This is a genomic window from Streptomyces sp. NPDC005576, from assembly GCF_042871745.1.
Taxonomy (GTDB): domain Bacteria; phylum Actinomycetota; class Actinomycetes; order Streptomycetales; family Streptomycetaceae; genus Streptomyces.
Genome location: NZ_JBIAJC010000001.1, coordinates 692,078 through 716,006 on the forward strand (window position 1 = coordinate 692,078; position 23,929 = coordinate 716,006).

24 protein-coding genes and 1 riboswitch are annotated in these 23,929 nt (G+C 73.6%); of the genes, 12 read left to right on the forward strand and 12 right to left on the reverse strand.

Features of this window, described 5'->3' with window-relative positions; genetic code table 11:
* Nucleotides 1-25: 25 nt before the first annotated feature.
* The 6 genes from cobO to ACFYPN_RS03010 all read right to left on the reverse strand — a co-directional run bounded on the left by cobO (nucleotide 26) and on the right by ACFYPN_RS03010 (nucleotide 7,333).
* Nucleotides 26-640: a cob(I)yrinic acid a,c-diamide adenosyltransferase gene (gene cobO, locus ACFYPN_RS02985; RefSeq protein WP_358762947.1), complete on the reverse strand. Its 615-nt coding sequence runs from the start codon at nucleotides 638-640 to the stop codon at nucleotides 26-28.
* The gene (locus tag ACFYPN_RS02990; protein WP_389296539.1) at nucleotides 640-2,739 is read right to left on the reverse strand and encodes a putative cobaltochelatase; all 2,100 of its coding nucleotides are present in this window, start codon (nucleotides 2,737-2,739) and stop codon (nucleotides 640-642) included. Before ACFYPN_RS02990 ends, cobO begins: the two co-directional genes overlap by 1 nt.
* Entirely contained in the window at nucleotides 2,736-4,364 is a 1,629-nt protein-coding gene (locus ACFYPN_RS02995; protein ID WP_389296540.1) for a cobyric acid synthase, read from the reverse strand. The genes ACFYPN_RS02990 and ACFYPN_RS02995 overlap by 4 nt, the downstream gene beginning before the upstream one ends.
* Nucleotides 4,361-5,374 (reverse strand): cobalamin biosynthesis protein, encoded by a 1,014-nt coding sequence (locus ACFYPN_RS03000; RefSeq protein WP_389296541.1) that lies wholly within the window; start codon nucleotides 5,372-5,374, stop codon nucleotides 4,361-4,363. The genes ACFYPN_RS02995 and ACFYPN_RS03000 overlap by 4 nt, the downstream gene beginning before the upstream one ends.
* A gap of 133 nt (nucleotides 5,375-5,507) precedes the next feature.
* A riboswitch (cobalamin riboswitch) is annotated at nucleotides 5,508-5,651 on the reverse strand.
* A 170-nt stretch (nucleotides 5,652-5,821) separates the two neighbouring features.
* Entirely contained in the window at nucleotides 5,822-6,052 is a 231-nt protein-coding gene (locus ACFYPN_RS03005) for a hypothetical protein (RefSeq protein WP_389296542.1), read from the reverse strand.
* Between the two features lie 12 nt (nucleotides 6,053-6,064).
* A complete protein-coding gene (locus tag ACFYPN_RS03010) occupies nucleotides 6,065-7,333 on the reverse strand; it encodes an inorganic phosphate transporter (protein WP_358762938.1) in 1,269 nt (422 codons plus the stop codon).
* Between the two features lie 347 nt (nucleotides 7,334-7,680).
* Here ACFYPN_RS03010 and ACFYPN_RS03015 point away from each other — a divergent pair, with 347 nt between their 5' ends.
* From ACFYPN_RS03015 to ACFYPN_RS03040, 6 genes are all read left to right on the forward strand, one after another.
* Nucleotides 7,681-8,364, forward strand: a complete 684-nt coding sequence (locus ACFYPN_RS03015) for a class II aldolase/adducin family protein (RefSeq protein ID WP_389296543.1) — start codon at nucleotides 7,681-7,683, stop codon at nucleotides 8,362-8,364.
* 241 nt (nucleotides 8,365-8,605) lie between these two features.
* Nucleotides 8,606-9,733 carry an alpha/beta hydrolase gene (locus ACFYPN_RS03020; protein WP_389296544.1) on the forward strand — a complete coding sequence of 376 codons (1,128 nt, stop codon included), beginning with the start codon at nucleotides 8,606-8,608 and terminating at the stop codon, nucleotides 9,731-9,733.
* A 183-nt stretch (nucleotides 9,734-9,916) separates the two neighbouring features.
* Nucleotides 9,917-11,257: a hypothetical protein gene (locus tag ACFYPN_RS03025; protein WP_389296586.1), complete on the forward strand. Its 1,341-nt coding sequence runs from the start codon at nucleotides 9,917-9,919 to the stop codon at nucleotides 11,255-11,257.
* Nucleotides 11,258-11,531: 274 nt separating this feature from the next.
* The gene (locus ACFYPN_RS03030; protein ID WP_358762932.1) at nucleotides 11,532-13,130 is read left to right on the forward strand and encodes an ABC-F family ATP-binding cassette domain-containing protein; all 1,599 of its coding nucleotides are present in this window, start codon (nucleotides 11,532-11,534) and stop codon (nucleotides 13,128-13,130) included.
* 386 nt (nucleotides 13,131-13,516) lie between these two features.
* A complete protein-coding gene (locus ACFYPN_RS03035) occupies nucleotides 13,517-13,738 on the forward strand; it encodes a helix-turn-helix domain-containing protein (protein WP_358762931.1) in 222 nt (73 codons plus the stop codon).
* A 146-nt stretch (nucleotides 13,739-13,884) separates the two neighbouring features.
* Nucleotides 13,885-14,676 (forward strand): enoyl-CoA hydratase/isomerase family protein, encoded by a 792-nt coding sequence (locus ACFYPN_RS03040; protein WP_358762929.1) that lies wholly within the window; start codon nucleotides 13,885-13,887, stop codon nucleotides 14,674-14,676.
* A gap of 48 nt (nucleotides 14,677-14,724) precedes the next feature.
* Here ACFYPN_RS03040 and ACFYPN_RS03045 read toward each other — a convergent pair whose 3' ends face one another.
* Nucleotides 14,725-15,609: a hypothetical protein gene (locus tag ACFYPN_RS03045; protein ID WP_389296545.1), complete on the reverse strand. Its 885-nt coding sequence runs from the start codon at nucleotides 15,607-15,609 to the stop codon at nucleotides 14,725-14,727.
* Nucleotides 15,610-15,705: 96 nt separating this feature from the next.
* On the opposite strand from ACFYPN_RS03045, the gene ACFYPN_RS03050 reads away from it, so the two are divergent.
* The 5 genes from ACFYPN_RS03050 (at nucleotide 15,706) to amaP (ending at nucleotide 18,130) form a co-directional block, all read left to right on the forward strand.
* Nucleotides 15,706-16,197 (forward strand): Asp23/Gls24 family envelope stress response protein, encoded by a 492-nt coding sequence (locus ACFYPN_RS03050; protein ID WP_358762925.1) that lies wholly within the window; start codon nucleotides 15,706-15,708, stop codon nucleotides 16,195-16,197.
* 109 nt (nucleotides 16,198-16,306) lie between these two features.
* Nucleotides 16,307-16,498: a hypothetical protein gene (locus tag ACFYPN_RS03055; protein WP_358762923.1), complete on the forward strand. Its 192-nt coding sequence runs from the start codon at nucleotides 16,307-16,309 to the stop codon at nucleotides 16,496-16,498.
* The gene (locus tag ACFYPN_RS03060; protein ID WP_358762921.1) at nucleotides 16,495-16,848 is read left to right on the forward strand and encodes an iron-sulfur cluster assembly protein; all 354 of its coding nucleotides are present in this window, start codon (nucleotides 16,495-16,497) and stop codon (nucleotides 16,846-16,848) included. The genes ACFYPN_RS03055 and ACFYPN_RS03060 overlap by 4 nt, the downstream gene beginning before the upstream one ends.
* Entirely contained in the window at nucleotides 16,845-17,546 is a 702-nt protein-coding gene (locus tag ACFYPN_RS03065; RefSeq protein WP_389296546.1) for a DUF6286 domain-containing protein, read from the forward strand. The genes ACFYPN_RS03060 and ACFYPN_RS03065 overlap by 4 nt, the downstream gene beginning before the upstream one ends.
* Nucleotides 17,543-18,130, forward strand: coding sequence for an alkaline shock response membrane anchor protein AmaP (gene amaP, locus ACFYPN_RS03070; RefSeq protein ID WP_389296547.1), 588 nt, complete (start codon nucleotides 17,543-17,545; stop codon nucleotides 18,128-18,130). The genes ACFYPN_RS03065 and amaP overlap by 4 nt, the downstream gene beginning before the upstream one ends.
* Before the next feature lie 27 nt (nucleotides 18,131-18,157).
* Here amaP and ACFYPN_RS03075 read toward each other — a convergent pair whose 3' ends face one another.
* The 5 genes from ACFYPN_RS03075 to ACFYPN_RS03095 form a co-directional block, all read right to left on the reverse strand.
* A complete protein-coding gene (locus ACFYPN_RS03075) occupies nucleotides 18,158-18,913 on the reverse strand; it encodes an SDR family oxidoreductase (RefSeq protein ID WP_358762915.1) in 756 nt (251 codons plus the stop codon).
* A gap of 175 nt (nucleotides 18,914-19,088) precedes the next feature.
* Nucleotides 19,089-20,870 (reverse strand): glycoside hydrolase family 15 protein, encoded by a 1,782-nt coding sequence (locus ACFYPN_RS03080; protein ID WP_358762913.1) that lies wholly within the window; start codon nucleotides 20,868-20,870, stop codon nucleotides 19,089-19,091.
* Between the two features lie 67 nt (nucleotides 20,871-20,937).
* Entirely contained in the window at nucleotides 20,938-21,747 is an 810-nt protein-coding gene (locus tag ACFYPN_RS03085; RefSeq protein WP_358762911.1) for an SURF1 family protein, read from the reverse strand.
* Nucleotides 21,748-21,807: 60 nt separating this feature from the next.
* On the reverse strand, nucleotides 21,808-22,041 hold the full coding sequence (locus tag ACFYPN_RS03090) for a hypothetical protein (RefSeq protein ID WP_136320436.1): 234 nt from the start codon (nucleotides 22,039-22,041) through the stop codon (nucleotides 21,808-21,810).
* Nucleotides 22,042-22,110: 69 nt separating this feature from the next.
* On the reverse strand, nucleotides 22,111-23,085 hold the full coding sequence (locus ACFYPN_RS03095; RefSeq protein ID WP_358762909.1) for a DEDDh family exonuclease: 975 nt from the start codon (nucleotides 23,083-23,085) through the stop codon (nucleotides 22,111-22,113).
* A gap of 111 nt (nucleotides 23,086-23,196) precedes the next feature.
* Between ACFYPN_RS03095 and ACFYPN_RS03100 the strand changes: the two genes are divergently transcribed.
* Nucleotides 23,197-23,919: a VIT family protein gene (locus ACFYPN_RS03100; RefSeq protein ID WP_358762907.1), complete on the forward strand. Its 723-nt coding sequence runs from the start codon at nucleotides 23,197-23,199 to the stop codon at nucleotides 23,917-23,919.
* Nucleotides 23,920-23,929: the final 10 nt, after the last annotated feature.

Here is a 23,929-nt window from a genome sequence, read left to right on the forward strand (position 1 = left end):
CTGCGGGCAACGCTCTCCGGAGAACTCACCACTCGATGCCTCGCTGGCCCTTCTGACCCGCGTCCATCGGGTGCTTCACCTTCGACATGTCGGTCACCAGATCCGCGGCGTCCAGCAGCGCCTGCGGGGCGTTGCGGCCGGTGATCACCACGTGCTGGGTGCCGGGACGGTTCCGCAGCGTCTCGACGACGTCCTCGGTGTCGATCCACCCCCAGTGCAGCGGGTAGGCGAACTCGTCCAGCACGTAGAGCTTGTACGTCTCGGCGGCGAGGTCACGCTTGACCTGCGCCCAGCCCTCGCGGGCCTTCTCCTCGTTCGCCGTGTTGTCGTTCTCGCCAGAGGGCCCGCGCTGGACCCACGACCAGCCCTCGCCCATCTTGTGCCAGGCGACCGTGCCGCCCTCGCCGCTGGCCCCGAGGACCTTCAGCGCGTTCTCCTCGCCGACCTTCCACTTCGCCGACTTGACGAACTGGAACACCCCGATCGGCCAGCCCTGGTTCCAGGCGCGCAGCGCCAGCCCGAAGGCGGCGGTCGACTTCCCCTTGCCGATCCCGGTGTGCACGAGAAGAAGCGGACGGTTGCGGCGCTGACGGGTGGTGAGCCCGTCGTCCGGTACCGAAGTCGGCTGTCCCTGCGGCATTACGCGGCCCTCCCGGCTGCTCGAACATCCTTGACCAGCCCGGCGATCGAATCGGCGCGCAGCTCGTCGAGCGTGACGGCGGTGCCTCCCAGATCGCGGGCGAGCCGTGCGGCGAGCCCGAGGCGTACGATCCCCGACTCGCAATCCACCACGACGGACGCGGTGCCCTCGGCGGCGTGCAGCCGGCCCGCCCGAGCGGCGAGCGCGACCGGCTCCGGACCGCCGGTCGCCCGGCCGTCCGTCACCACCACGAGGAGCGGACGGCGCGAGGGATCGCGCATCCGCTCCACCCGCAGCACGTCGTGGGCCTTCAGCAGCCCGGCCGCCAGCGGGGTACGTCCGCCGGTCGGCAGCGTCTCCAGCCGGGCCGCCGCGGCGTCCACCGACGAGGTCGGCGGCAGCACCAGCTGGGCATCCCGCCCCCGGAACGTCACCAGCCCCACCTTGTCCCGCCGTTGGTACGCGTCGAGCAGCAGCGACAGCACCGCGCCCTTCACCGCGCCCATCCGCTGCCGGGCCGCCATCGACCCCGAGGCGTCCACCACGAAGAGCACGAGGTTCCCCTCACGCCCCTCCCGGGTCGCCTGCCGCAGATCGTCCCGGCGCACCACCAGCCCCCGCCCGGACCGGCCGCGTGCCCGTTGGTGCGGGGCCGCCGCCCGGACGGTCGCGGCCAGGTGCAGCTTGGTCAGCGCCCCCTCCGGACGCCGCGCGCCGGTCGTCCGGCCGTGCTCGGTACGGGCCCGCGACCGACGGCCGGCCGCTCCCTCGCCGAGGCCGGGGACGCTCAGCATCTTCGTACGGAACGGCTCCGCCGCCGCGACCGGCTGCTGCTCCCCGCCCGCCGGACCGCCCCGGCCGCCCGCCGGGGCGTCCGCGCTCTCCGGCGAAGGCGAAGGCGAAGCCGCGTCCTCGGGACCGCCCCCCTGCGGAGGCACCCCACCGCCGGGTCCGCCCCCGTCGCCCGGCCCGCCGGGATCGGGATCGGAGTCGGGGTCCGGGTCGGGCCCGCTGTCGGGGTCACCGTCACCCTGGGGGCCGGCGTCACCCCGGGGGCCGCCGTCCCGCTCGTCCCGCCGGCTCTCCTCCTCGGCGGCCTCCCGGAGCGTGTCGTCGAGCTTCCCCTCGTCGAGCCCCGGGGCGTCGAAGGGGTTGCGCCGGCGCCGGTGCGGAAGCGCCAGCAGGGCAGCCTGCCGCACGTCGTCGGCGGTCACCTCCTCGCGCCCCGCCCAGGCGGCCAGCGCGGTCGCGGTCCGGGCCATCACGATGTCCGCGCGCATCCCGTCGACCTCGAACGCCGCGCAGGTCGCGGCGATCCGCCGCAGCGCCCCGTCCCCGAGCAGGACCCGGGGGAGCAGGGCGCGCGCCGCGGTGATCCGCTCACGCAGCGTGCTCTCCTCGTCGGCCCACGCCGCCGCGAAGGCCGCCGGATCGTCGTCGTACGCGAGGCGCCGCCGCACGACCTCCACCCGCAGATCGGTGTCCCGGGACGCGGCCACCTCCACGGTCAGCCCGAACCGGTCCAGCAACTGCGGCCGCAGCTCGCCCTCCTCCGGGTTCATCGTGCCGACCAGCAGGAACCGTGCCGCGTGCCGTACGGAGACGCCCTCGCGCTCCACGTACGAGGCACCCATCGCCGCCGCGTCCAGCAGCAGGTCCACCAGATGGTCGTGGAGGAGGTTGACCTCGTCCACGTAGAGGATTCCCCGGTGCGCGTCGGCCAGCAGACCCGGCTCGAAGGCCTTCACGCCCTCGGCGAGCGCCCGTTCGATGTCGAGCGCGCCGACCAGCCGGTCCTCGGAGGCACCGACCGGCAGTTCCACCGTCCGCGCCGCCCGCGAAGTGCCGGGCGCCGCCGCGTGCGGGCCGTCCGGGCACGCCGGGTCGGGGGAGGCCGGATCGCAGGAGAACCGGCAGCCCTGCACGACCGCGACCTCCGGCATGAGGGCCGCGAGCGCCCGCACGGCGGTGGACTTGGCGGTGCCCTTCTCGCCGCGTACGAGCACTCCGCCGACCGCCGGTGACACGGCGTTCAGCAGCAGCCCGAGTCTCAGGTCGTCCTGGCCGACGATCGCGGTGAACGGATACGGCGTGCTCACAGGGCCTCCTCGATGGTGTCGGAAACGTCCGTATTCATGGCGACCGGCGCCGGTACGGCCACCGGTACGGAGCCCACGTCGGAGCCCGCCCCCGGCAGCACCGGCGCGCCCGGGCCGACGAACGGCAGCCCCTTCGGCGCGCCCTCCTCGATCAGCCGCCACAGGGCGTCGGTGTCCGCGTGCTCCTCGATCAGGTCGCCCAGCAGATCGAGCTGCTCCTCGCGCAGCGCGGCGAAACTGGTGTCCGGGGCGGCCGTGAACCGCCGCCCCGACGCCCGCGCGACCTCCGTCAGGAACGCCCGCCGGAACGCGTCGCTCTCCAGCGACCCGTGCCAGTGCGTCCCCCACACCTGGCCCACCCGGCACCCGTCCAGGAACGGTTCGCCGCCCCGTACGTCGGCGACGCCGTGGTGGATCTCGTACCCCTCCACCGGCGCGCCGAGCGCCGTACCGGTCGGCCGGGCCAGCGTCTTCTGCCGCGCGAAACGGACGCGTACCGGCAGCAGACCGAGGCCCTCCACCACACCGGCCCGCGACTCGACCTCGTCCTCCACGCGCTCGCCGAGCACCTGGAAACCGCCGCAGATCCCCAGCACCGGACGGCCTTCGGCGGCCCTCCGGACCAGTGCGTCCGCGAGCCCCCGGGCGCGCAGCCACTCCAGCGCCTTCACGGTGCCCCGGGTACCGGGCACCACGACGAGGTCCGCGTCGGCCAGCTCCTCCGGCCGGTCGACGAACCGCACGATCACGCCCGGTTCGGCGGCCAGCGCGTCCACATCGGTGAAGTTCGACATCAGCGGCACCGCGCACACCGCGACCCGGAGCACGTCCGCGCCGTGCGGCGGTGCCACGACCGACTCCCGGACGGTCCCGCGCAGCGACACCCGCAGCCCGTCCTCCTCGTCGATGCCGAGACCGTGCGTGAAAGGCAGCACCCCGTACGTCCGCCGCCCGGTCAGCCCCAGCAGCATCTCCAAACCCGGTTCCAGCAACGACACGTCACCGCGGAACTTGTTGACCAGATAGCCCGCGACCAGCTCCTGGTCCTCGGGGCTCAGCAGGGCCGTCGTACCGAAGAACGAGGCGAACACCCCGCCCCGGTCGATGTCGCCGACGACCAGCACCGGGAAGCGCGCGGCCCGGGCGACGCCCATGTTCACGATGTCGGTCCGCCGCAGATTGATCTCGGCCGGACTGCCCGCCCCCTCGCAGATCACGGCGTCATACGTGCCCCGGAGCTGTTCCAGACACTCCACGACTGTCCCGAAGAGCGACTCCTGCCTGCCCCCGTGGTAGCCGCGCGCGCTCATCTCGCCCACCGGCTTGCCCATCAGCACGACCTGGCTGGACCGGTCGCCGCCCGGCTTGAGCAGCACCGGGTTCATCAGCGCGGACGGCTCGACCCGGGCGGCCTGCGCCTGCATGGCCTGCGCCCGCCCGATCTCCGCGCCCTCCCGGGTCACGAAGGAGTTCAGCGACATGTTCTGCGCCTTGAAGGGGGCGACCTTCACCCCCTGCCGCACCAGCCACCTGCAGATCCCCGCGGTGACGACGCTCTTGCCCGCGTCCGAGGTGGTGCCGGCGACGAGCAGCCCGCCGCCCCTGCCCGCGTTCCCGCTGCTCACGCCCGGCCCCGTTCCGTGATCATGTGTCCCTGGGTCCCCGTCCGCCGTGTCCCCACCGGCCGTGTCGCCCCCCGTCCCGCCGCCAGCCGTCCGGCTACGCAGACGGCCAGCGCGAGCACGCTCACCCGGCGCGACAGCCGCACCGCGCGTTCGATGTCCCCGGTCTCCACGGCCACGGCCCGCCCCTCGGCGCCGTTCAGCACCGGCCGGTGCTCGATCCGTCCGCCGTACGCGAGGGTCCCGCCCAGGCGTACCCCGAGCGCCCCCGCGAACGCGGCCTCCACCGGGCCCGCGTTCGGGCTCGGATGCCGGCCCGCGTCCGCGCGCCAGGCCCGGACGGCCTGCCCGGGCCGTCCCCCGGCGACGGCGGCGAGGGCGGCGGTGAGTCTGGCCCCGGGCCAGCCCATCACATCGTCCAGCCGGGCCGAGGCCCACCCGAAGCGGCGGTGGCGCGGCGAACGGTGGCCGACCATCGCGTCCAGCGTGTTCACGGCACGGAAGCCGACGAGCCCCGGCACCCCGCCGAGCGCCCCCCAGACCAGGGCGCCGACGACGGCGTCCGAGGTGTTCTCGGCGACCGACTCCACGACGGCACGGGCGATCCCCGGGCCGTCGAGCGCCTGCGGGTCGCGTCCGCACAGATGCGGCAGCCGCTCGCGGGCCGCCTCGACGTCCCCGGCGTCCAGCGCCGCGCCGATGGCCCTGGCCTCGCGGCCCAGCGAGGTCCCCCCGACGACGGACCAGGTGACGGCCGCCGTCAGCGCGACGGCGGCGGCGGGACTGCGGTGCACGGCACGCGAGGCGAGCGCGGCGGCCCCCACGGCGCCTCCGGCGCACAGCAGGGTGTGCAACGCGCCCCGGCCCCGGTGGTCCCGCCACAGGTGCTTCTCCACGGCGGCGGCGGCCCGGCCGAAGCCGGCGACCGGATGACCCCGGCGAGGGTCGCCGAGCCATCGGTCGGCGATCAGCCCCGCGGTGGCGCCGTACGCGAAGAGGCGGTCGGCACGCACGGCTCAGCCCGCCGCGTGAGGGAGCGGCCCCGGCACGGTCGGCACGACGGACAGGGGATCGGGCGCACGGCGGCCGGGCATGGCGTATGTCCTCACTCAGGGTCCGCGCCCTGGTTCGACGGCACGGCGACGAGAGTGTCCTGGCTCCCGGATCGGCGGCCACCCCTGCCGTCCGGCCCGCGCGGGGCGGACCGTGCCACGACGCACGTGACAGGACAGGGGCGCCGCTCCCCGGTGACAGTGGCGGGACCGCGCCGGACTCGCACCGGCTTCCTCTGCTGTCGCCGTGAATGGCTCCGGCAGTCCACCACGCAGCGCGAAGGCCCGTCAACTCGCCGTTGACCTGCGGGACCGCGGTGTGCTCGGACCCACAACCGGACGCACATCGGGCCGGACACACACGGTGTGTCCGGCCCGAGGGGGTGGTGCGACGTACGGAGGTGCGGGTCAGGCGACGATCAGATAGATGCCGTACGCGACCGCCGCCGCGCACAGCGCGAAGCAGGCGTACGCGCCGGTGCGCGCCAGGGTGGCGGACGAGCCGGAGCCGCCGCTCGGAGCGGTACCGGCCCGCTTGGCGAGACCCGCGACGCCGAGGCTGAAGAAGCCGACGAGCGCCACGGTGACCACGAGGCTGACACCGAAGACGGTGGCGAGTGCTGCCCAGTCGATTTTCATGGGGACGAGTCCTTACACCGCGGCCGGACGGACCGGGTCGGTGGTCGTCGCCACGACGGGCGCGGCGGGGAGCGGGGACGGGATGGTGGCGGTGAGGCCGGTGACCGGAAGGCCGGCCGGCGGCGGGGAGACGGCGGCGACGGCCGCGGCGACGATGCCCGTGGGCTCGTCCGCCTCGGCGATGCCGGTGTGATCGACCGGCTGGCGCCGCGACAGCAGCCAGATGGCGCCGGAGCCCGCGATGAGCAGTACGGCGACCAGGACGATGCCCCAGGTGCCCTGCCGGGTCAGGAACTCGGCGCCCGCGCCGACCAGGCCGGCTGCCGGGAGCGTGAGGCCCCAGGCCACGAACATCCGGGTCGCGGTGGACCACTTCACGGTGCCCCCCTTGCGGCCGAGCCCGGCGCCCATCACCGCGCCGGAGCACGACTGCGTGGTGGAGAGCGAGAAGCCGAGGTGCGAGGAGGCGAGGATCACGGTCGCCGCGCTGGTCTGGGCCGCGAAGCCCTGCTGCGGCTGGAGGTCCGTCAGCCCACTGCCCATGGTGCGGATGATGCGCCAGCCGCCGAAGTACGTCCCCAGGGCGATGGCCAGACCGGCCGAGAAGATCACCCAGACCGGCGGGTTCGAGCCGGGGGAGAGGACACCGCCGGTGACGAGCGCCAGGGTGATGATGCCCATCGTCTTCTGTGCGTCGTTGGTGCCGTGGGCCAGCGAGACGAGACCGGCCGAAGCGATCTGCCCGGCCCGGTAACCCTTGGCCGTCGACTTCAGCTGCGCTTCGTCGGTGACGTTCCGGTTGACGCGGTACGACAGCCTCGTCGCGAGCATCGAAGCGGCACCGGCCACCAGCGGGGCTGCGACGGCGGGCAGCAGGATCTTGGTGACGACGGTGCCGCCGTCGACCGAGGACCAGCCCGCGGACATCACGGCGGCACCGATGAGTCCGCCGAACAGGGCGTGCGACGAGCTGGACGGCAGACCGACCAGCCAGGTCATCAGGTTCCACAGGATGGCGCCGACGAGCGCCGCGAAGATGACCTCGGTTCTGAGGCCGTCCTCATTGACGATCCCGCCGGAGATCGTCTTGGCGACCTCCACCGACAGGAACGCGCCGACCAGATTGAGGGTGGCGGACATCGCCACTGCTGTCTTGGGCTTCAGGGCGCCGGTCGAGATGGTGGTGGCCATCGCGTTGGCGGTGTCGTGGAAACCGTTCGTGAAATCGAACACGAGAGCTGTCGCGACGACTATCGCGAGCAGCAGCGTGATGTGTTCCATTTACCCAGGCAATCGTTCGACGTCATTGGCACGATGAACGTAGGCAACCTGAGTGAACGGAAGATGAACTGGGCGGGGCATTGCGGTGCCCCTTCGGTCGGGCGGGGCGTTCCGGTCCTCCGCGAGGGCGAGTCGGCCTGGCGCCGGGGCCGTTGGGGGGACTGCCCTCCACCTGCGTATCCGGCCCGGACCGGGAAGCCGGACAAGCCCGGACAGGGCCCTGAATGTCGTTCCGGTCACGTTCGGAGGGGGCGTCGCCCTTCCCCACGATTCACAGGGAGATCCTCTCGACGGTCCCTGAGGGCTGCCCCGCCAGGAAGTGCGGGACAGCCCTTAGGGTCTCGTCCATGACCGAGGAGCGCGCCGAGAAGCACCACGACCCCCGACCGGACACGCTCTCCCGCGCCTGGGGCGACCTCGTCCGCACGGCCCGCAGGTCGGCGGCGGACGGCCTCGTGGTCGGCACCTCCGGCAACGTGTCGGTACGCGTCGGCGACACCGTGCTGGTCACCCCGAGCGGCGTACCGTACGACCGGCTGGGCCCCGAGGACGCGACCGGCGTCGACCTCGGGGGTCACCGCGTCCTCGGCACCCTCACCCCCACCAGCGAGCTCCCGCTCCACCTCGCGGTGTACCGCTCCACCGGCGCGCGCGCCGTGGTGCACACGCACGCCGTGCACGCCACCGCCGTCTCCACGCTCGTCGACGAGATCCCGCCCGTCCACTACGCGGCCGCGATGCTCGGCGGTCCGGTCCGCACGGCCGGATACGCCCGCTACGGCACGCCCGAGCTGGCGGCGAAGATGCTCGACGCCCTCCGTGACCGCACCGGCTGCCTGCTCCGCAACCACGGCACGGTCACATACGGATCGAGCCTGGACGAGGCGTACGACCGCACCGCCCAGCTGGAATGGCTCTGCCGGGTCTGGCTCGCGGCCGGCTCCGTCCCCGGCCGGGCCCCGTCCCTGCTCTCCCCGGAGCAGCTGGACGAGGTCGCCGAGGCGCTCAGGGGCTACGGCCAGCGCGGCTGAACCCCGGCCGGCTCCGCGCCCCGGGAAGCCCGCACCCGCCCCGTCGAGCCCCTCCGCTGTGAACCCCGCCCCTGCGAGCCCCGGCCCGCGGCCGCCCGTCGACCCGCCCTGCCCCAGGGGCCCCGGGGTCCCACCACGCGTCCCGTCGGCCCCCCGCCGCGACACGCCCCGCGACACGCCGGGCCCACCGGACGGCCCATCCCGCTGGCCCCCCGCACCGCCTTGCCCCGACACTGAAGCCGTGCGCCCGGCAACAGCGACGGCAGCGGCCGTCTCCACGATCATCGGCGCCGGCGCGGCAGCGGTCGCCGTCGGCAGATACGCCGGCGGTACCGCTCTCACGGTCCCCGCCGGTCGCCCCCTCCCGGCCGACCGCGGCCTGACCGTGCACGCGACGGCGCCCGGGCGGGTGACACTGACCCGTTCCTTCGCCTCGCTCCGCCCCGGACTCTGGGGTCTTGCCGGACAGGACGTCCACGCCGTCGTGGGCCCCGTGACCGACGAACCCGCGCTCTCCGCGGACACCGTCGTCCGCCGGCTCGAACGCGTCACCCGGGGCTCCCTGGAACCCGGCACCCGCGTACGGATGACCCCCGAGGTGCACCGGGGCGACCCCGGCACCGCCCTCGGGCTCGTCCACCACGAGGTGGAGATCCCCGGCGAACTCGGCGCGCTGCCCGCCTGGTACGTCCCGGCCGACCGCTCCACCTGGGTCATCGCCCTGCACGGCATCGGCACCACGCGCGAGCACACCCTGAACGTGACGGGCTTCCTGAACGACCTCCGCCTCCCGGTACTCGCCCTCTCCTACCGGGGCGACGCCGGAGCCCCGCGCTCTCCGGACGGGCTCGACCACCTCGGCGCCTCGGAATGGCGCGATCTCGACGCCGCGATCCGCTACGCCCTCCGTTACGGCGCCGAGAAGGTCGTCCTGCTCGGCTGGTCCACCGGTGCCACCATGGCCCTGCACGCCTGCGTCGACTCCGCGCTCCGCGACAGCGTCGCCGGCCTCGTGGTGGACTCCCCGGTGATGGACTGGGAGACCACCCTGCGCGCCCTCGCCGCGGCCCGGGGCGTCCCGTCCGCGCTGATGCCGCTCGCCGTACGCGCCGCCCAGGGGAGGACCGGCCTGCGGGGCGCCCCGCTCCTCCAGGGCAGGCTGCCGACCGTGCTGCGCGTTCCGACGCTGATCTTCCACGGCCCCGGCGACACCCTGGCCCCTTGGGGCCCCTCGCGGGAACTCGCCGGCCTCCGCCCCGACCTCGTCACCCTGCACCCCGTGCCGGACGCCCCCCACGCGTCGATGTGGAACCAGGACCCGGCCGCCTACGAGGAGTCCCTCCGCCGCTTTCTCACGCCCCTGATGTGAGAGTTGGGGGCAAACCGCCCGGTTGGTGACGGCCGGGCGGGGCCGCTCGGACGAGGCGGCACGGCCTCCGTTTGGGCTTTCGGCCCGTCAGAGGCAAGACTGCTCCCCGTGACGTCCCGTAACCCGCGCGACTCCAGGCTGCGACTTGTCCGCCCGCGACCCCTCGCCACGGCGCGCAAGGCCGTGACGACCCGCCGCAGCAGGCCCGCCCCCCGCCCTCCCGAGGGCACTCCGCCACGCACCGAACTGGCCCGCCAGGCCAGGGAGGTGCTCGCCGCGGACGTGCGGGTCGCCCGCTGGGCCGCTGCCGACGGCGGCAACCCCGGCGCGGCGCTCGCCGCTCCCGACCTGGACCGGGCGGCCGCCGAGCTGGGTCTCGGCCCCGACCGCGTGCTGGCCGGCTGGGACCGCGCCCGGCTGGCCGGCCTCGTCGAGCTGCACGGCGACACCGTGCGCCCCGGCTGGCGCCTGCGCGCCTGGGACCGCGACGACTCGGCGGTGCTCCGCGGCTGGGTCGCGCTCTTCGACGCCTGGTCGCTGGTGCACGCCTCGCCCGAGGGCATCGAGACGACCGCCGTCGCCGAGGCGATCGAGGCGGTGCCCCAAGTGCTCTCGCTGCTCCAGCTCTCGGCCGGGCCCGTCCCCGTACCCGTGCTCCTGGACCTCCTCGGCCAGCGCGTCGCCGAGCTCCACGAGGAACGCTGCGAGGTGCCGTACGCCCCCGGCGCCGGGGACACGCCGACCGGTACGGGGCCCGTCGCCGGGCCCGTCGCCCCCGCCGCCGCACCCTCCGACGAGCTGAACGCCCTGTTGCTCGACTGGGCCCTGGAGGGCCTCGCCGCCGTCGGCGCCCTCACCCTCGAACCCGGTCACGCCACCCTCACCCCGCTCGGCAACTGGGCGGTCTGGGTCAAGTTGGAGCAGATCTGCGTCGCCGCGCAGAGCCCGGCCGGGAACATCGAACAGCCCGCCGCCGACATGCTCCTCGGCTGCGCCCGGCTCACTCCGGGGCCCGCCCGCGCCGAATACCGGGCCTGGCTCGCCGCCCGCACGGTCCCCAGCGCCGTCGCCGAACTCCTCGGCGTCGCCCGCGGCGAGGACGCGCTGCTGCGCGGACTGGCCTTCGAGGCGCTGCGCGTGGTCGGCGCCCCCGCCGAACCCGAGGTCCGCGCGGTCGTCACCCACCCCTCGATCCGCCCGTACGCCCTGCTCTGGCTCGCCGAGTACGAGGGCGCCGACCCGGACGACGCCCAGGAGGTGCTCAGCCGCGAGGAGGCGACCTGGCTCTGGGTGGACACCGCGGCGGCCGTCGCCGACCACGGCGAGGCGGAGCTGCTCGTACGGCATCTGGACTCCGCCGTCCAGGGCACCGTCCCGGCGCTGCTCGAAGAGGTCCGGGCGGTCGGCCACCCGCGTACCGTCCAGGTCCTGGTGGCGCTGGCCGCCGCCCACCCCGATCCGGCGCTCGCCAAGGCCATGCGCCGCGCCGCGTTCCAGGTGCACACCGGCGGCAGTCCCGCCTGACCGGCACGTCCCCCGGCCCGCCCCGGGGATGCGGTGTACGGGGTGGTGCGCGGCGTCCCGCACGTGCCCGTCATGGAAGGCACCCTCCGCCACGCGCCGGAGGCTGTGATTCCCGTCTCATTCGGGCACCGCCCGGCGGTCCGGGCCCACGCACGGCGGAGGAGTTGCGCACCGCCCGTAGAATGGGCCCATGGCAATTCTCCTTGTGCATTAGCGGCGTCGAGAGACCTCCGCCCTCGTCCCTCCGCCGTCCATACCGCCCTGGAGTCTTACCGTGATCACCGCTTCCGGCATCGAGCTGCGCGCCGGCGCCCGTGTCCTCATCGAAAACGCGTCCTTCCGCATCGCCAAGGGCGACCGCATCGGCCTCGTCGGCCGCAACGGCGCCGGCAAGACCACGCTCACCAAGTGCCTCGCCGGCGAGGGCACCCCCGCCGGAGGGACGATCACCTCCTCCGGCGAGGTCGGCTACCTCCCGCAGGACCCGCGCACCGGCGACCTCGACGTCCTCGCCCGGGACCGCATCCTCTCCGCCCGCGGCCTGGACGAGATCCTCCGCCGGATGCGTGAGAACGAGGAGCGGATGGCGAACGGCAAGGGCGCCACCCGCGAGAAGGCGATGAAGAAGTACGAGCGCCTGGAGACGGAGTTCCTCACCAAGGGCGGATACGCCGCCGAGGCAGAGGCGGCCACCATCGCTGCGGCGCTCAGCCTCCCGGACCGGGTGCTGGGCCAGCCGCTGCACACCCTCTCCGGGGGTCAGCGCCGTCGTGTCGAGCTCGCCCGCATCCTCTTCTCGGACGCCGACACCCTGCTCCTCGACGAGCCCACCAACCACCTCGACGCCGACTCCATCGTCTGGCTGCGTGACTACCTCAAGTCCTACCGCGGCGGCTTCATCGTGATCTCCCACGATGTCGACCTCGTCGAGACCGTCGTCAACAAGGTCTTCTACCTCGACGCCAACCGGTCCCAGATCGACGTCTACAACATGGGCTGGAAGCTGTACCAGCAGCAGCGCGAGGCCGACGAGAAGCGCCGCAAGCGCGAGCGCCAGAACGCCGAGAAGAAGGCCGCCGCGCTCAACTCGCAGGCCGACAAAATGCGCGCCAAGGCCACCAAGACCGTCGCGGCCCAGAACATGGCCAAGCGCGCCGACCGGCTGCTGGCCGGGCTGGAAGCGGTCCGGGTCTCCGACAAGGTCGCCAAGCTGCGCTTCCCCGAACCCTCGCCCTGCGGCAAGACCCCGCTCATGGCGGAGGGCCTCTCCAAGTCGTACGGCTCACTGGAGATCTTCACCGACGTCGACCTCGCGATCGACAAGGGCTCCCGCGTCGTCATCCTGGGCCTCAACGGCGCCGGCAAGACCACCCTGCTGCGTCTCCTCGGCGGTGCGGAGAAGCCCGACACCGGCGAGATCATCGAGGGCCACGGCCTCAAGCTCGGCTACTACGCCCAGGAGCACGAGACCCTCGACCCGGAGCGCACGGTCCTGGAGAACATGCGCTCCGCGGCGCCGGACCTCGACCTCGTGGAGGTCCGCAAGACCCTCGGCTCGTTCCTCTTCTCCGGCGACGACGTGGACAAGCCGGCGGGTGTCCTGTCCGGTGGGGAGAAGACCCGGCTCGCCCTGGCCACGCTGGTCGTCTCCTCGGCCAACGTCCTGCTGCTCGACGAGCCCACCAACAACCTCGACCCGGCCAGCCGCGAGGAGATCCTCGGGGCGCTGCGGACGTACAAGGGCGCGGTCGTCCTCGTCACCCACGACGAGGGCGCGGTGGAGGCGCTCCAGCCCGAGCGCATCATCCTGCTCCCCGACGGGGTCGAGGACCTCTGGGGCTCCGACTACCGCGACCTGGTCGCCCTGGCCTGACCCGGCCCGGCCCGGCGGCAGGGGCGGCCCCTTGTCCGGGTACGTCCGAAGCTGTCCCTGTCGAATGATCCACGCCGAATGGATCATTCGGCCTACGCGTGATCCCTCATCTGTGCGAGACGGTCTCATCCCTCGGCGCGGCGCCCGGCAGATACCTGCCGGGCGCAGTCTTTTCGGCGCCCTCACCTCGGACGGCCCTGACCTGCGCTTTCTCTTTCGTGCTCTCCCCACCTGCCTCCTGAGCCCCTCGGAATGCTTCATTCCGCTTCCATGGAGCCCTTCCCTGGCGCGGAATCGGGTTGTACGTACCTTGCTGAATGGGTGGCCAGGGCGCACGGTAGGGGTGATCATGAGAAACCAGAGCGCACTTCCCTGAGGAGGCACGGGTGGCCGAGACTCTGAAGAAGGGCAGCCGGGTTACCGGCGTCGCGCGCGACAAGCTCGCGGCAGACCTGAAGAAGAAGTACGACTCCGGTGCGAGCATCCGGGCGCTGGCCGAGGAAACGGGCCGCTCCTACGGATTCGTCCACCGGATGCTCAGCGAGTCCGGCGTGACCCTGCGGGGACGCGGCGGAGCCACACGCGGCAAGAAGGCCGGATCGGCCTGACCGTCGGCGGCGGGTCTCGGGCGCGGGCAGCGGGTCCACCGTAAATCGGGGTGGGCCACCCGGTCGACCACACGGTCGCCCTGGTGGTTACTGTTCAGTCACTTAGCAAGTGAAGTGCTGACAGCACCCCGATCCGGAGGCGCACGATGACCTCGCTCGACCCGCTGCTCGACAAGGACGGCGTACGACTCACCGTCGATGACGCGGTCGCCACGGTGACCCTGACCAATCCGGCCAAGCGCAACGCTCAGTCTCCCGCTCTGTGGCGGGCGTTGACGGAGGCCGGGCGGGCGGTTCCCGGTACCGTGCGGGTGGTGGTGCTCCGCGGCGAAGGCAAGTCCTTCTCCGCGGGCCTCGACCGGCAGGCGTTCGCTCCCGAGGGCTTCGACGGTGAGCCGTCCTTCCTCGACATGGCGCGCGGGCCCGAGTCCGGGCTCGACGCGACCATCGCCGCGTACCAGGAGGCGTTCACCTGGTGGCGGCGGAACGACATCGTGTCGATCGCGGCCGTCCAGGGCCATGCCATCGGGGCGGGCTTCCAGCTCGCCCTCGCCTGCGATCTGCGGATCGTCGCCGACGACGTGCAGTTCGCCATGCGGGAGACCAGTCTCGGGCTCGTCCCCGACCTCACGGGCACGCACCCCCTGGTGCACCTCGTGGGGTATGCCCGCGCGTTGGAGATGTGCGCCACCGGCCGCTTCGTGACGGCCGGGGAGGCCGAGCGCACGGGCCTCGCCAACCTCGTCGTCCCCGCCGACCAGCTCGAGGCCGCGACCCAGGATCTGGCCGCCGCCCTGCTGGCCGCGCCGCGGGACGCCGTGATCGAGACCAAGGCGCTGCTGCGCGGCGCGATCTCGCGTACGTACGAGGAGCAGCGCGCCGCCGAGCGTGCGGCCCAGGGCCGCCGACTGCGCGACCTGGCCGGCCTCACCGACTGACAGTGATCCGGACGTACCGAGGGCCGGCCGGCCCCGTCCGGCCGGCCCTCAGCTCCGTTCCGGGGCTTCCACCACCGCGGTGACCAGCACCGAGACCGGCGGCCCGTCCTCCAGGGCGCCCGTCACGGCCGTGCGCACCGCGCGGGCCACGTCGAGCACGCGGTGGCCGTCGGCCGTCGCCACCTCGACCCGCACATGGTCGGCGCAGGTGGTCACCGGAGTGCCCAGCACCCGGGTCAGCGAGACCACACCGGGGACCGCCGCGGCAGCCAGCCCCGCAGGCCCGTCGTCCCGCCCCGCGCGCATCTCCGGCCGGGGAAAGGCCACCCGTTCGCGGGCCCTCGCACCGGCCGGGGGCGCGTCCGCCGGGACCGGACCGTCCGGGTGCACGGTCGGAGCAGCGCCGGCCGTGGACCCGGACGGTCCGGTCGGCCCCTCGTCCAGCAACCCCGTCACCCGCAGGTCCACCTCGGCCACGTCGAGCCCCAGCCGCCGAGACGCCGCCTCCAGCAGGGCTTCCCTGAGCAGGGCGGCGGAGGTCGGCAGGGGGCGGTCGGCGATCGCGGTGAACTCCGCCTCGATCCGCAGCGGCCCGGGCGGCAGTGCGCTCGGAGGCGCGGGCGGCCCCTGTGCGCCGTCCTGCCGGAGTTCTTCCCGCAGCACTTCTCCGTACCGCTCTCCGGTCGCCGTCCTCGGGCCTCCCCCCGGTGCCGTGCCGGGGGCCGTGCCCGCCGTCGCCGCGCCGATGCGCAGCCGCCCGAGCACCGCACCGGGCCCGGCCGTCGAATCCCGCAGCACCGAAGCGGCGGCCCGCTCGGCGATCCACGCCCCGTCCGCCGGACCGCCCAGAGGGAGCAACCGTCCCAGACCCAGCCGCTCGCGCACCGAGGCCGCCCATCCATCCGCCCGCCGGGGGCCGTCCGCCGTTGTCATCGCCCCAGCCTGCCGTATCCGCAGCGCGAACCCGGACAAGCGCACCTAATGTGGGCAAGGGAGTACACCCCTGCCCCATCGAAGGGATGAGCGGCCATGAGTGAGACCACCACGCAGCGCCCCGGCCCGGACGGCTCCGGCGAAGACCGGGGCAGGAGCCTGACCAAGCGCGGGGGCGGCGACGCCGGTACCCGCGGGCGAACCACGATCGCGGACGGAGTCGTGGAGAAGATCGCCGGACTGGCGGCACGCGACGTCGACGGCGTGCACGCCATGGGCGGCGGGCTGTCCCGCACCTTCGGCGCCATGCGCGACCGGGTGCCCGGCGGCGGCAGCGGCGGCAAGTCGCCGTCGCGGGGAGTGAAGGCCGAGGTCGGCGAGTCCCAGGCCGCGCTCGACCTGGAGATCGTCGTCGACTACGGCTTCGCCATCCACGAGGTGGCCCGCGACGTCCGCGAGAACGTGGTCGCCGCCGTGGAGCGGATGACCGGGCTCGAAGTGGTCGAGGTCAACATCGCCGTCAGCGACGTCAAGCTGCCCGACGAGGAGGACGACGAGGACGACGGTTCGTCCTCGCGGGTCCAGTAGTCCCCGGCCGCACCGTGTGCCCTGCGGTCGGTCATGCCCCGGGGCCCGGCGGCCGGCCGGCCAACCGGGCCCCGTTACCCCTGCGCGACAAGGCAGTTGAGGAGTCAGCATGAGCATGGCCGTGGTCGGCATGGTGGCCGGCATGGCACTCGGGTTCGCCGGATACTTCGGCGGATTCGGTGCCTTCCTGCTGGTAGCCGCACTGGGCGCGATCGGCTTCATCGCCGGCCGCTTCCTGGACGGCGACCTGGAACCCGGCGACTTCTTCCGGAGTCGCGAGCGCGGCGGCCGGCAACGGTGACGACGGTGACCGGCCCGGTTCCCGCGGCGGAGCGCGGCGAGACCCGGATCGCCGACCGGGTCGTCGCGAAGATCGCTGCGCAGGCCGCCCGGGAGGCCATCGACGAGATTCCCGAGGACGGTGCACCGCCCAATGCCTCGGTCACCGTTCACCGGGACTCCGCCCGGGTACACGTCAGCCTGGAGCTCGGTTACCCCGGCGACATCGGCCGTCAGTGCGGTGCCGTACGCCGACAGGTGGCCGAGCGGGTCAAGACGCTGGCGGGAATGGAGGTGCCCGAAGTGGCCGTGCGGATCGAACGCCTGCACTCGGCGGCCACCGGCTCCTCGGCACAGGGGAGGATCCGGTGAGCGAACCCTCGTACCAGGACGGCGGCACGGAGCACGGCACCCAGCGGCTCCCCGTCGTCGGCCCGCCGGAGCCGGGCGGCCCCGACCGGGACGCCTCCTCGTCCTCGCACCGGCCGGTCCCCGCGACCGACGAGCCGGCCGGTGGACGGGCCGGGCGGGCCGGGCGGTTCTGGTCGTCCCGCCGCGTCCCGGCCGCCCTCCTCGCCCTGGTGGTGCTCGGTGCCTCGGGGCTCTTCCTCTACGACGTGGCGGCGGTACGCGCCGACCATCCGGCGATGCAGTGGCGGCGCTCCCTGGCGGACGGCCTCGCGGAACGCTCGCTGGACGACGTGTGGGTGCTCACCGGTGCCGGGGCCGCCGCCGCACTCGGACTGTGGCTCCTCCTCCTCGCCCTCACCCCGGGGCTGCGCTCCCTGCTCACGATGAGCCGGAAACACCCCGGGGTGCACGCGGCCCTCGACCGGACCGCCGCGGCCCTCGTCCTGCGCGACCGGGCCGTGGAGGTGTCCGGAGTGCAGTCCGTACGCGTCACGTCGCGGCGCCGCAAGGCCACCGTCCGGGCGGTGTCGCACTTCCGCGAACTCGACGAGGTACGGGCCGACCTGCACTCCGCGCTCACCACCGCCATCGGCGAACTCGGTCTGGCCAGAACGCCGAAGCTGACCGTCCACGTCCACCGGGCTGCCAAGAAGGGATGAGCGCCATGCTCCGCACGGTCAACCGGGTTCTGCTCGCCGTCGCCGGACTGATCCTCGTCGCCGTCGGCGGGACCGTGCTCGCCACCGGTCTCGGCGCCGCGATGCCGTCGTGGTTCCCGTGGAGCGGCAAGTCCGACGTGCTGCTCAGCGACGCGGACCGGGGCCGCTGGCGCGACGAGGGCTGGTGGTGGCCGACCGTCATCGCGATCCTCGCCGTCCTGGTCGTGCTCGCCCTGTGGTGGCTGCTCGCACAGCTCCGGCGGGCCCGGCTCGCCGAGGTGCTGGTCGACAGCGGCGACGGCGAGGGCGCGCTGCTGCGGGGCCGGGCCCTGGAGGGTGTGCTCGCCGCTGAGGCGGGCCACCTCGACGGAGTCGCCCGCGCCCAGGCCACGCTGAGCGGCCGCCGGACCGCCCCGCACGCCCGCGTCCGCATGCAGCTGGAACCGCACGCCGTGCCGGCGGAGGCGCTCCGCGGCCTCTCCGAAGAGGCGCTGGCCCACGCCCGCGCCTCGGCCGGGCTGGAGGAGCTGCCGGCCGAGGTGCTGCTGAAGGCCGTCAAACACCGCGCGGAGCGCGTCACCTGACGGAGCGGTACGCCCGTGGCGCCGGGCTCAGAACCCGTGCCGGGTGCCGCCGTCCACCGGCAGCATGATGCCCGTCAGGTAGGACGCGGCGGGGGAGAGCAGGAAGGCCGCCGCCTTCCCGAACTCCTCGGGCGTGCCGTACCGGCGCAGCGGGATGCGGGCCTCGCTCGCGGCACGGGCCGCGTCCGCGTCACCGGAGAGCGCGTCGAGCTCGCGCACCCGGTCGGTGTCGATGCGGGACGGCAGCAGGCCGACCACCCGGATGCCACGCGGCCCGAGGTCGTTCGCCAGCGATTTGGCGAAACCGGCCAGCCCGGGGCGCAGCCCGTTGGAGACGGTCAGGCCGGGGATCGGCTCGTGGACCGACCCCGAGAGGACGAAGCCGATGACGCCGCCCTCACCGAGTTCGGCCGCCGCCGCGCGGGCCAGGCGCACCGCGCCGAGGAAGACCGACTCGAAGGCCGACTGCCACTGCTCGTCGGTGTTGTCGGCGGCGGAACCGGCCGGCGGTCCGCCGACGCTGATCAGTACGCCGTCGAGCCGGCCGAACCGCTCCTTCGCGGTGGTCAGCAGCGTCCGGGCGGCGGTCGGGTCGCCGTTGTCGGCCGCGACGCCCAGGGCGTCGGGTCCGAGTCCGGCGGCGGCGGCCGTGACGCTCTTCTCGTCCCGGCCGGAGATGAGCACCTTCGCGCCGTCCGCCGCCAGGGCGGTCGCCGCGGCGTTGCCCAGCCCACGGCTGGCCCCGGTGATGACGTAGACGCGGTCCTTCAGTCCAAGATCCATGGCCCTATCCTGCCCAAGGGCTGTCCCGCGATTCGCTGTGGGTCGGTACGCGGCGTCGGATGCGGTGCATCGCACGGCGGAGGATTGCCCGTGTACGGGATGTACTCGGGCAATCCGACAGCCGTGAGGTGCCGTGCCGGGCGCCGCCCGCCCGGCGGGAATCGTCAGACACGGCCTATCCCCCGGCGAGGGCCACCGCCGTGTTCACCAGACCGATGTGGCTGAACGCCTGGGGGTAGTTCCCCAACTGGCGGCCGGTCACCGTGTCGTACTCCTCGGCGAGCAGGCCCACGTCGTTGCGGAGCTCCAGCAGCCGCTCGAAGAGCTCCTCCGCCTCGGCGGCCCGTCCGGTCCGCAGCAGCGCGTCGGCGAGCCAGAACGTGCAGACGATGAAGGCGCCTTCCTCGCCCGGCAGCCCGTCCACCGAGGCGCCCTCGGTGCTGTACCGGCGGACCAGGCCGTCGCTGCCCAGCTCCGCTCGGATGGCGTCGACCGTGCCGACGATCCGCGGGTCGTCCGGCGGCAGGAAGCCCGTGCGGACCATGAGCAGGGTCGCCGCGTCGAGCGCCTTCGAGCCGTACGACTGGGTGAAGGTGTTCCGTACCGGGTCGTACCCCTTCTCGCACACCTCCGCGTGGACCGCGTCGCGCATCGCGCGCCAGCGGTCCGGGTCGCCCGGCAGGGAGGGATCGGCCTCCAGGGAGGCCACCGCCCGGTCGGCCGCGACCCAGGCCATCACCTTGGAGTGGACGAAGTGCTGCCGCTCGCCCCGGATCTCCCACAGCCCCTCGTCCGGCTCGCGCCAGGTGGACTCCAGGAAGCCGAGCAGGCTGAGCTGGAGGTTCCAGGCGTGCGGCTTGTCGCTCAGACCGGCGTCCCGGGCGAGCCGGAGGGCGTCGATGACCTCGCCGTACACGTCGAGCTGGAGCTGCCGGACCGCCGCGTTGCCGGTGCGGACGGGGCGGGAGTTCTCGTACCCGGCCAGCCAGGGCAGTTCCGTCTCGGGCAGCCGGCGCTCGCCGGCCAGCCCGTACATGATCTGCAGGTCCGCCGGGTCGCCCGCGACCGCGCGCAGCAGCCAGTCCCGCCAGGCCGCCGCCTCGTCCAGATAGCCCGCAGACAGCAGCGCGCCCAGGGTCAGCGTGGCGTCCCGCAGCCAGCAGTAGCGGTAGTCCCAGTTCCGTACGCCGCCGATCTCCTCGGGCAGCGAGGTGGTCGCGGCCGCCACGATCCCGCCGGTCGGCCGGTACGTCAGCGCCTTCAGAGTGATCAGCGACCGGAGCACCGCGGACCGGTACTTCCCCTCGTACGTGCAGGTCGCCGACCACTTCGCCCAGTCCTTCAGGGTGTGCTTCAGCGCCTTGTACGGATCGATCAGCTTGGGGCGCGGCGAGTGCGAGGGGTGCCACGTCAGGACGAACGCCACCTGCTCGCCCTCGGCGACGGTGAACGAGGAACAGGTGCTGAACTGCTGCCCCCACGTCTTGACCGGCGGATCGCTGCGCAGCCAGACGGAGTCGGGTCCGGCGACCGCCACCCGGTGGCCGTGCGAGCGGCGCATCCAGGGCACGATGGAGCCGAAGTCGAAGCGCAGCCGCAGCACCGAGCTCATCTCGACGCTCCCGCTGATCCCCTCGACGATCCGCATCACGTCGGGCGACTTGTCGCGCTGCGGCATGAAGTCGATGACCTTGACCGTGCCGGTGGGGGTCTCCCAGAACGTCTCCAGGACGAGGGAGTCGTCGACGTAGCCGCGACGGGTGCAGGTGTCGGATGCCGTGGTGCCCTCGGGCGCGATCCGCCAGTGTCCGTTGTCCTCGTCGCCCAGCAGTGCCGCGAAGCAGGCGCCCGAGTCGAAGCGGGGCAGGCAGAGCCAGTCGACGGAACCGTTCCTGCCGACGAGTGCGGCCGTCTGGAGATCGCCGATGAGGGCGTAGTCCTCGATACGTTGAGTCACGCAGTTGCGTTTTCCCGAAGGGGGCTGTTGCTAAGCAGGCGGAACGCCGGGGAAAGGGCCGCCGGGCCTACACGCGGGCGGGCTCCGGCTCCCCGGCGCCGTCCTCGGCCGTCGCGGCGGTCTGGGCGGCGGCCTCGGCCAAGTCGCGCTTCTCACGGCGTACCAGGACCGTCCAGCCGACCGGAACACCGGCCGCGAACAGCCACCACTGCACGGCGTACGCCATGTGGGGGCCGATCGAATCGTGGTCGGGGGTGGCGATCTGCTCGGGCGAGTTCCCCGCGGCCCGGGGCGCGGTCATCTCGACGTAGCCGCCGAGGACCGGGCGGGAGAGCAAAGCGGACTGCTGGGCGCTGTTGATGAGCATGACCTGGCGCTCCGGCAGCCCCTTGAGGTCCTTGATCCCGCTGGTGCCGGTCGTCTCGTCCGCCATCAGGCGTCCGGTGACGGTGACATCGCCCTTCGGCGCGGCCGGTACGTCGGGGAAGGCCGACTGGGCGGCGGCGGACTCGACCCAGCCGCGGTTCACCATGACGGTGCCGCCGCCGTCGAGGTTCAGCGGCGTGAGGACGTGCACCCCGATCCGGCCGTCGTCGGACGTGCGGCGGCGCACCACGACCTCGTGGGCGGTGTCGAAGGTGCCCCGGGCGGTGACCGTGCGCCAGTAGTCCGTGCGCGGCACGGTGTGACCGGGTGAGGTGAGGCGCTGGACGGGCTCCGGATCGGCCGCGAGGTTCCGCGCGATCAGGGCGTTCTGAGCGACCTTGTGCTGATGGCGGTGCAGCTGCCAGAAGCCCAGCTCGACCATGGTCGGGATCAGGACGAGGACGAGGAGGGTGACGAGCACCCACTGCCGGGTCAACAGGAAGCGGTACACCCCATGACCGTACAACCGGGGCCATGGGGTGCGTCACGGTGGGGTGGTCCGTCGGCCCCGTCACACTTTGTCCACGATGCCCGCCTTCCCCTCGGCGCGGGCGCAGTGACCGCCGCAGAACCAGTGCCCGTCCACCTCGACGCCCTGCCCGATCACCTGCACACGGCAGTGCTCGCAGATCGGCGCCATACGGTGGATGGCGCAGGCGAAACAGTCGAAGACGTGCACCGCGCCCTGCGCGTGCACCTCGAAGGACATCCCGTAGTCGTTCCCGCAAACCTCACAACGTGCCATGCGCCACAGGGTGGGACGCGGGCGCGCGGGGGGCGAGCGGCGGCCGGGCGAGTCGCCCCCGGTTCACTCCTATGCCGGGGGAGAGGCGGGTTCCACGTCCCTCAGCAGATGGGTGAAGGCGGCCTCGTCCACCACCGGCGTACCGAAGGACTTCGCCTTGACGGTCTTCGAGGTCGCGGAGTCCGGATCGTTGGTCACCAGCAGACTGGTGAGACGCGACACACTCGTCGCCACGTGCAGCCCGGCCTCCACCGCGCGGTCCTCCAGCAGCTCGCGGTCGACCGAGGTGTCCCCGGAGAACGCCACCCGCATGCCCTGCTTCAGCGGCCGGTCCGCGCTGTAGCGCCCCGGATTGGGGTGCGGGCAGGCCGGCCGCTTCCGCGAGGGGCGCCAGCTGCCCTGCCCGTACGACGGCTGATGACCGATCTTCGGCCGCACCGGCGAGTCGGACCACTCGGTCAGCGGCAGGCACTCCAGCAGCGGCAGCCGCACCCCGTCCCGCGCCGCCGCCCGCAGGCTCGGCCGGAACGCCTCGGCCAGCACCCGGGCATCGTCCAGCGCGTGGTGCGCCTGCTGCTGGACGACCCCGAAGTGCGAAGCCAGCGACGAGAGCTTGTGGTTGGGGAGCGGCAGCCGCAGCTCCTTGGCGAGCGCGATCGTGCAGAGCCGCTGCTCGACCGGGGCGACCACGGAGGCCCGCGCGTACTCACGGGCGATCATCGACCAGTCGAACGCGGCGTTGTGGGCGACCAGGACCCGGCCGGCCAGGTACTCCGAGAGCTGCCCGGCGATCTCCGTGAAGAGCGGGGCGCCTTCGAGCACCTCGGTGGTCAGGCCGTGGATCCACACCGGTCCCGGGTCGCGCTCCGGGTTCACCAGGGTGTACCAGTGGTCCTCGATCTCACCCCGGGCGTCCAGGCGGTAGACGGCGGCGGACACTATCCGGTCGTCGCGGGCGAGGCCGGTGGTCTCCACGTCGACGACCGCGTACCCCTGGGGATACGCGGCCGGCCACGGTGCTGCGGTCTGACGGTCGTCGAGCATGGTCCAAGAGAATACGGGCCTCGACCGACAGTCCCCTATTCGGCCGCCTCCCGGACCCGGATGCGGTACGGGGCGCACCGCCCGCGCCACCCGCGGTGAGACGATCCGGAGGTGACGGAAAGCCAGGCCCCCCGCGAGCACCACGAGCCCCACACCGGTGCCCTCGGCACCCGGCTGAACTGGTTGCGGGCCGCCGTCCTCGGAGCCAACGACGGCGTGGTCTCCACGGCCGGCCTCGTCGTCGGTGTGGCGGGCGCCACGGGCAGCAGGAGCGCGCTGTTGACGGCCGGGCTCGCCGGACTGCTGGCCGGATCGATGTCCATGGCCGCGGGCGAGTACGTCTCCGTCTCCACCCAGCGCGACTCCGAGAGGGCGGCCCTCGCCACCGAGCGCCGCGAGCTCCGGGAGGAGCCGGAGGCGGAACTCGTCGAGCTGACCGATCTGCTGGAGAGCAAGGGACTCAGCCGGGAGATCGCCCGCGAGGCCGCCGTGCAGCTCACCGAACGCGACGCGCTGCGCGCCCACGCCGAGGTGGAACTCGGCATCGACCCCGACGACCTCACCAACCCCTGGCACGCGGCGGGCGCCAGCTTCCTCGCCTTCACGGCGGGCGCGCTGCTGCCGCTGCTCGCGATCGTGCTGCCCCCGCCCTCGTACCGGCTGCTGGTGACCGTGGTCTCGGTGCTCGTCGCCCTCACCGTGACCGGCTGGTGGAGCGCCCGCCTCGGCGGCGCCCCGGCGGCCCCGGCGGTGCTGCGCAACGCCGGCGGGGGAGCGGTGGCGATGGGCGTCACCTACGCGGCGGGGACGCTGCTGGGGATGGCGGGGGTGTGAGGGCGGGGGT

Bases quoted from the DNA above. Each gene is read 5' to 3' on its own strand.
- cobO (WP_358762947.1), bottom strand. From the start codon at position 640: ATGCCGCAGGGACAGCCGACTTCGGTACCGGACGACGGGCTCACCACC.
- ACFYPN_RS03005 (WP_389296542.1), bottom strand. From the start codon at position 6,052: ATGAAAATCGACTGGGCAGCACTCGCCACCGTCTTCGGTGTCAGCCTC.
- ACFYPN_RS03010 (WP_358762938.1), bottom strand. From the start codon at position 7,333: ATGGAACACATCACGCTGCTGCTCGCGATAGTCGTCGCGACAGCTCTC.
- ACFYPN_RS03015 (WP_389296543.1), top strand. From the start codon at position 7,681: ATGACCGAGGAGCGCGCCGAGAAGCACCACGACCCCCGACCGGACACG.
- ACFYPN_RS03040 (WP_358762929.1), top strand. From the start codon at position 13,885: ATGACCTCGCTCGACCCGCTGCTCGACAAGGACGGCGTACGACTCACC.
- ACFYPN_RS03045 (WP_389296545.1), bottom strand. From the start codon at position 15,609: ATGACAACGGCGGACGGCCCCCGGCGGGCGGATGGATGGGCGGCCTCG.
- ACFYPN_RS03050 (WP_358762925.1), top strand. From the start codon at position 15,706: ATGAGTGAGACCACCACGCAGCGCCCCGGCCCGGACGGCTCCGGCGAA.
- ACFYPN_RS03055 (WP_358762923.1), top strand. From the start codon at position 16,307: ATGAGCATGGCCGTGGTCGGCATGGTGGCCGGCATGGCACTCGGGTTC.
- amaP (WP_389296547.1), top strand. From the start codon at position 17,543: ATGAGCGCCATGCTCCGCACGGTCAACCGGGTTCTGCTCGCCGTCGCC.
- ACFYPN_RS03075 (WP_358762915.1), bottom strand. From the start codon at position 18,913: ATGGATCTTGGACTGAAGGACCGCGTCTACGTCATCACCGGGGCCAGC.
- ACFYPN_RS03090 (WP_136320436.1), bottom strand. From the start codon at position 22,041: ATGGCACGTTGTGAGGTTTGCGGGAACGACTACGGGATGTCCTTCGAG.
- ACFYPN_RS03095 (WP_358762909.1), bottom strand. From the start codon at position 23,085: ATGCTCGACGACCGTCAGACCGCAGCACCGTGGCCGGCCGCGTATCCC.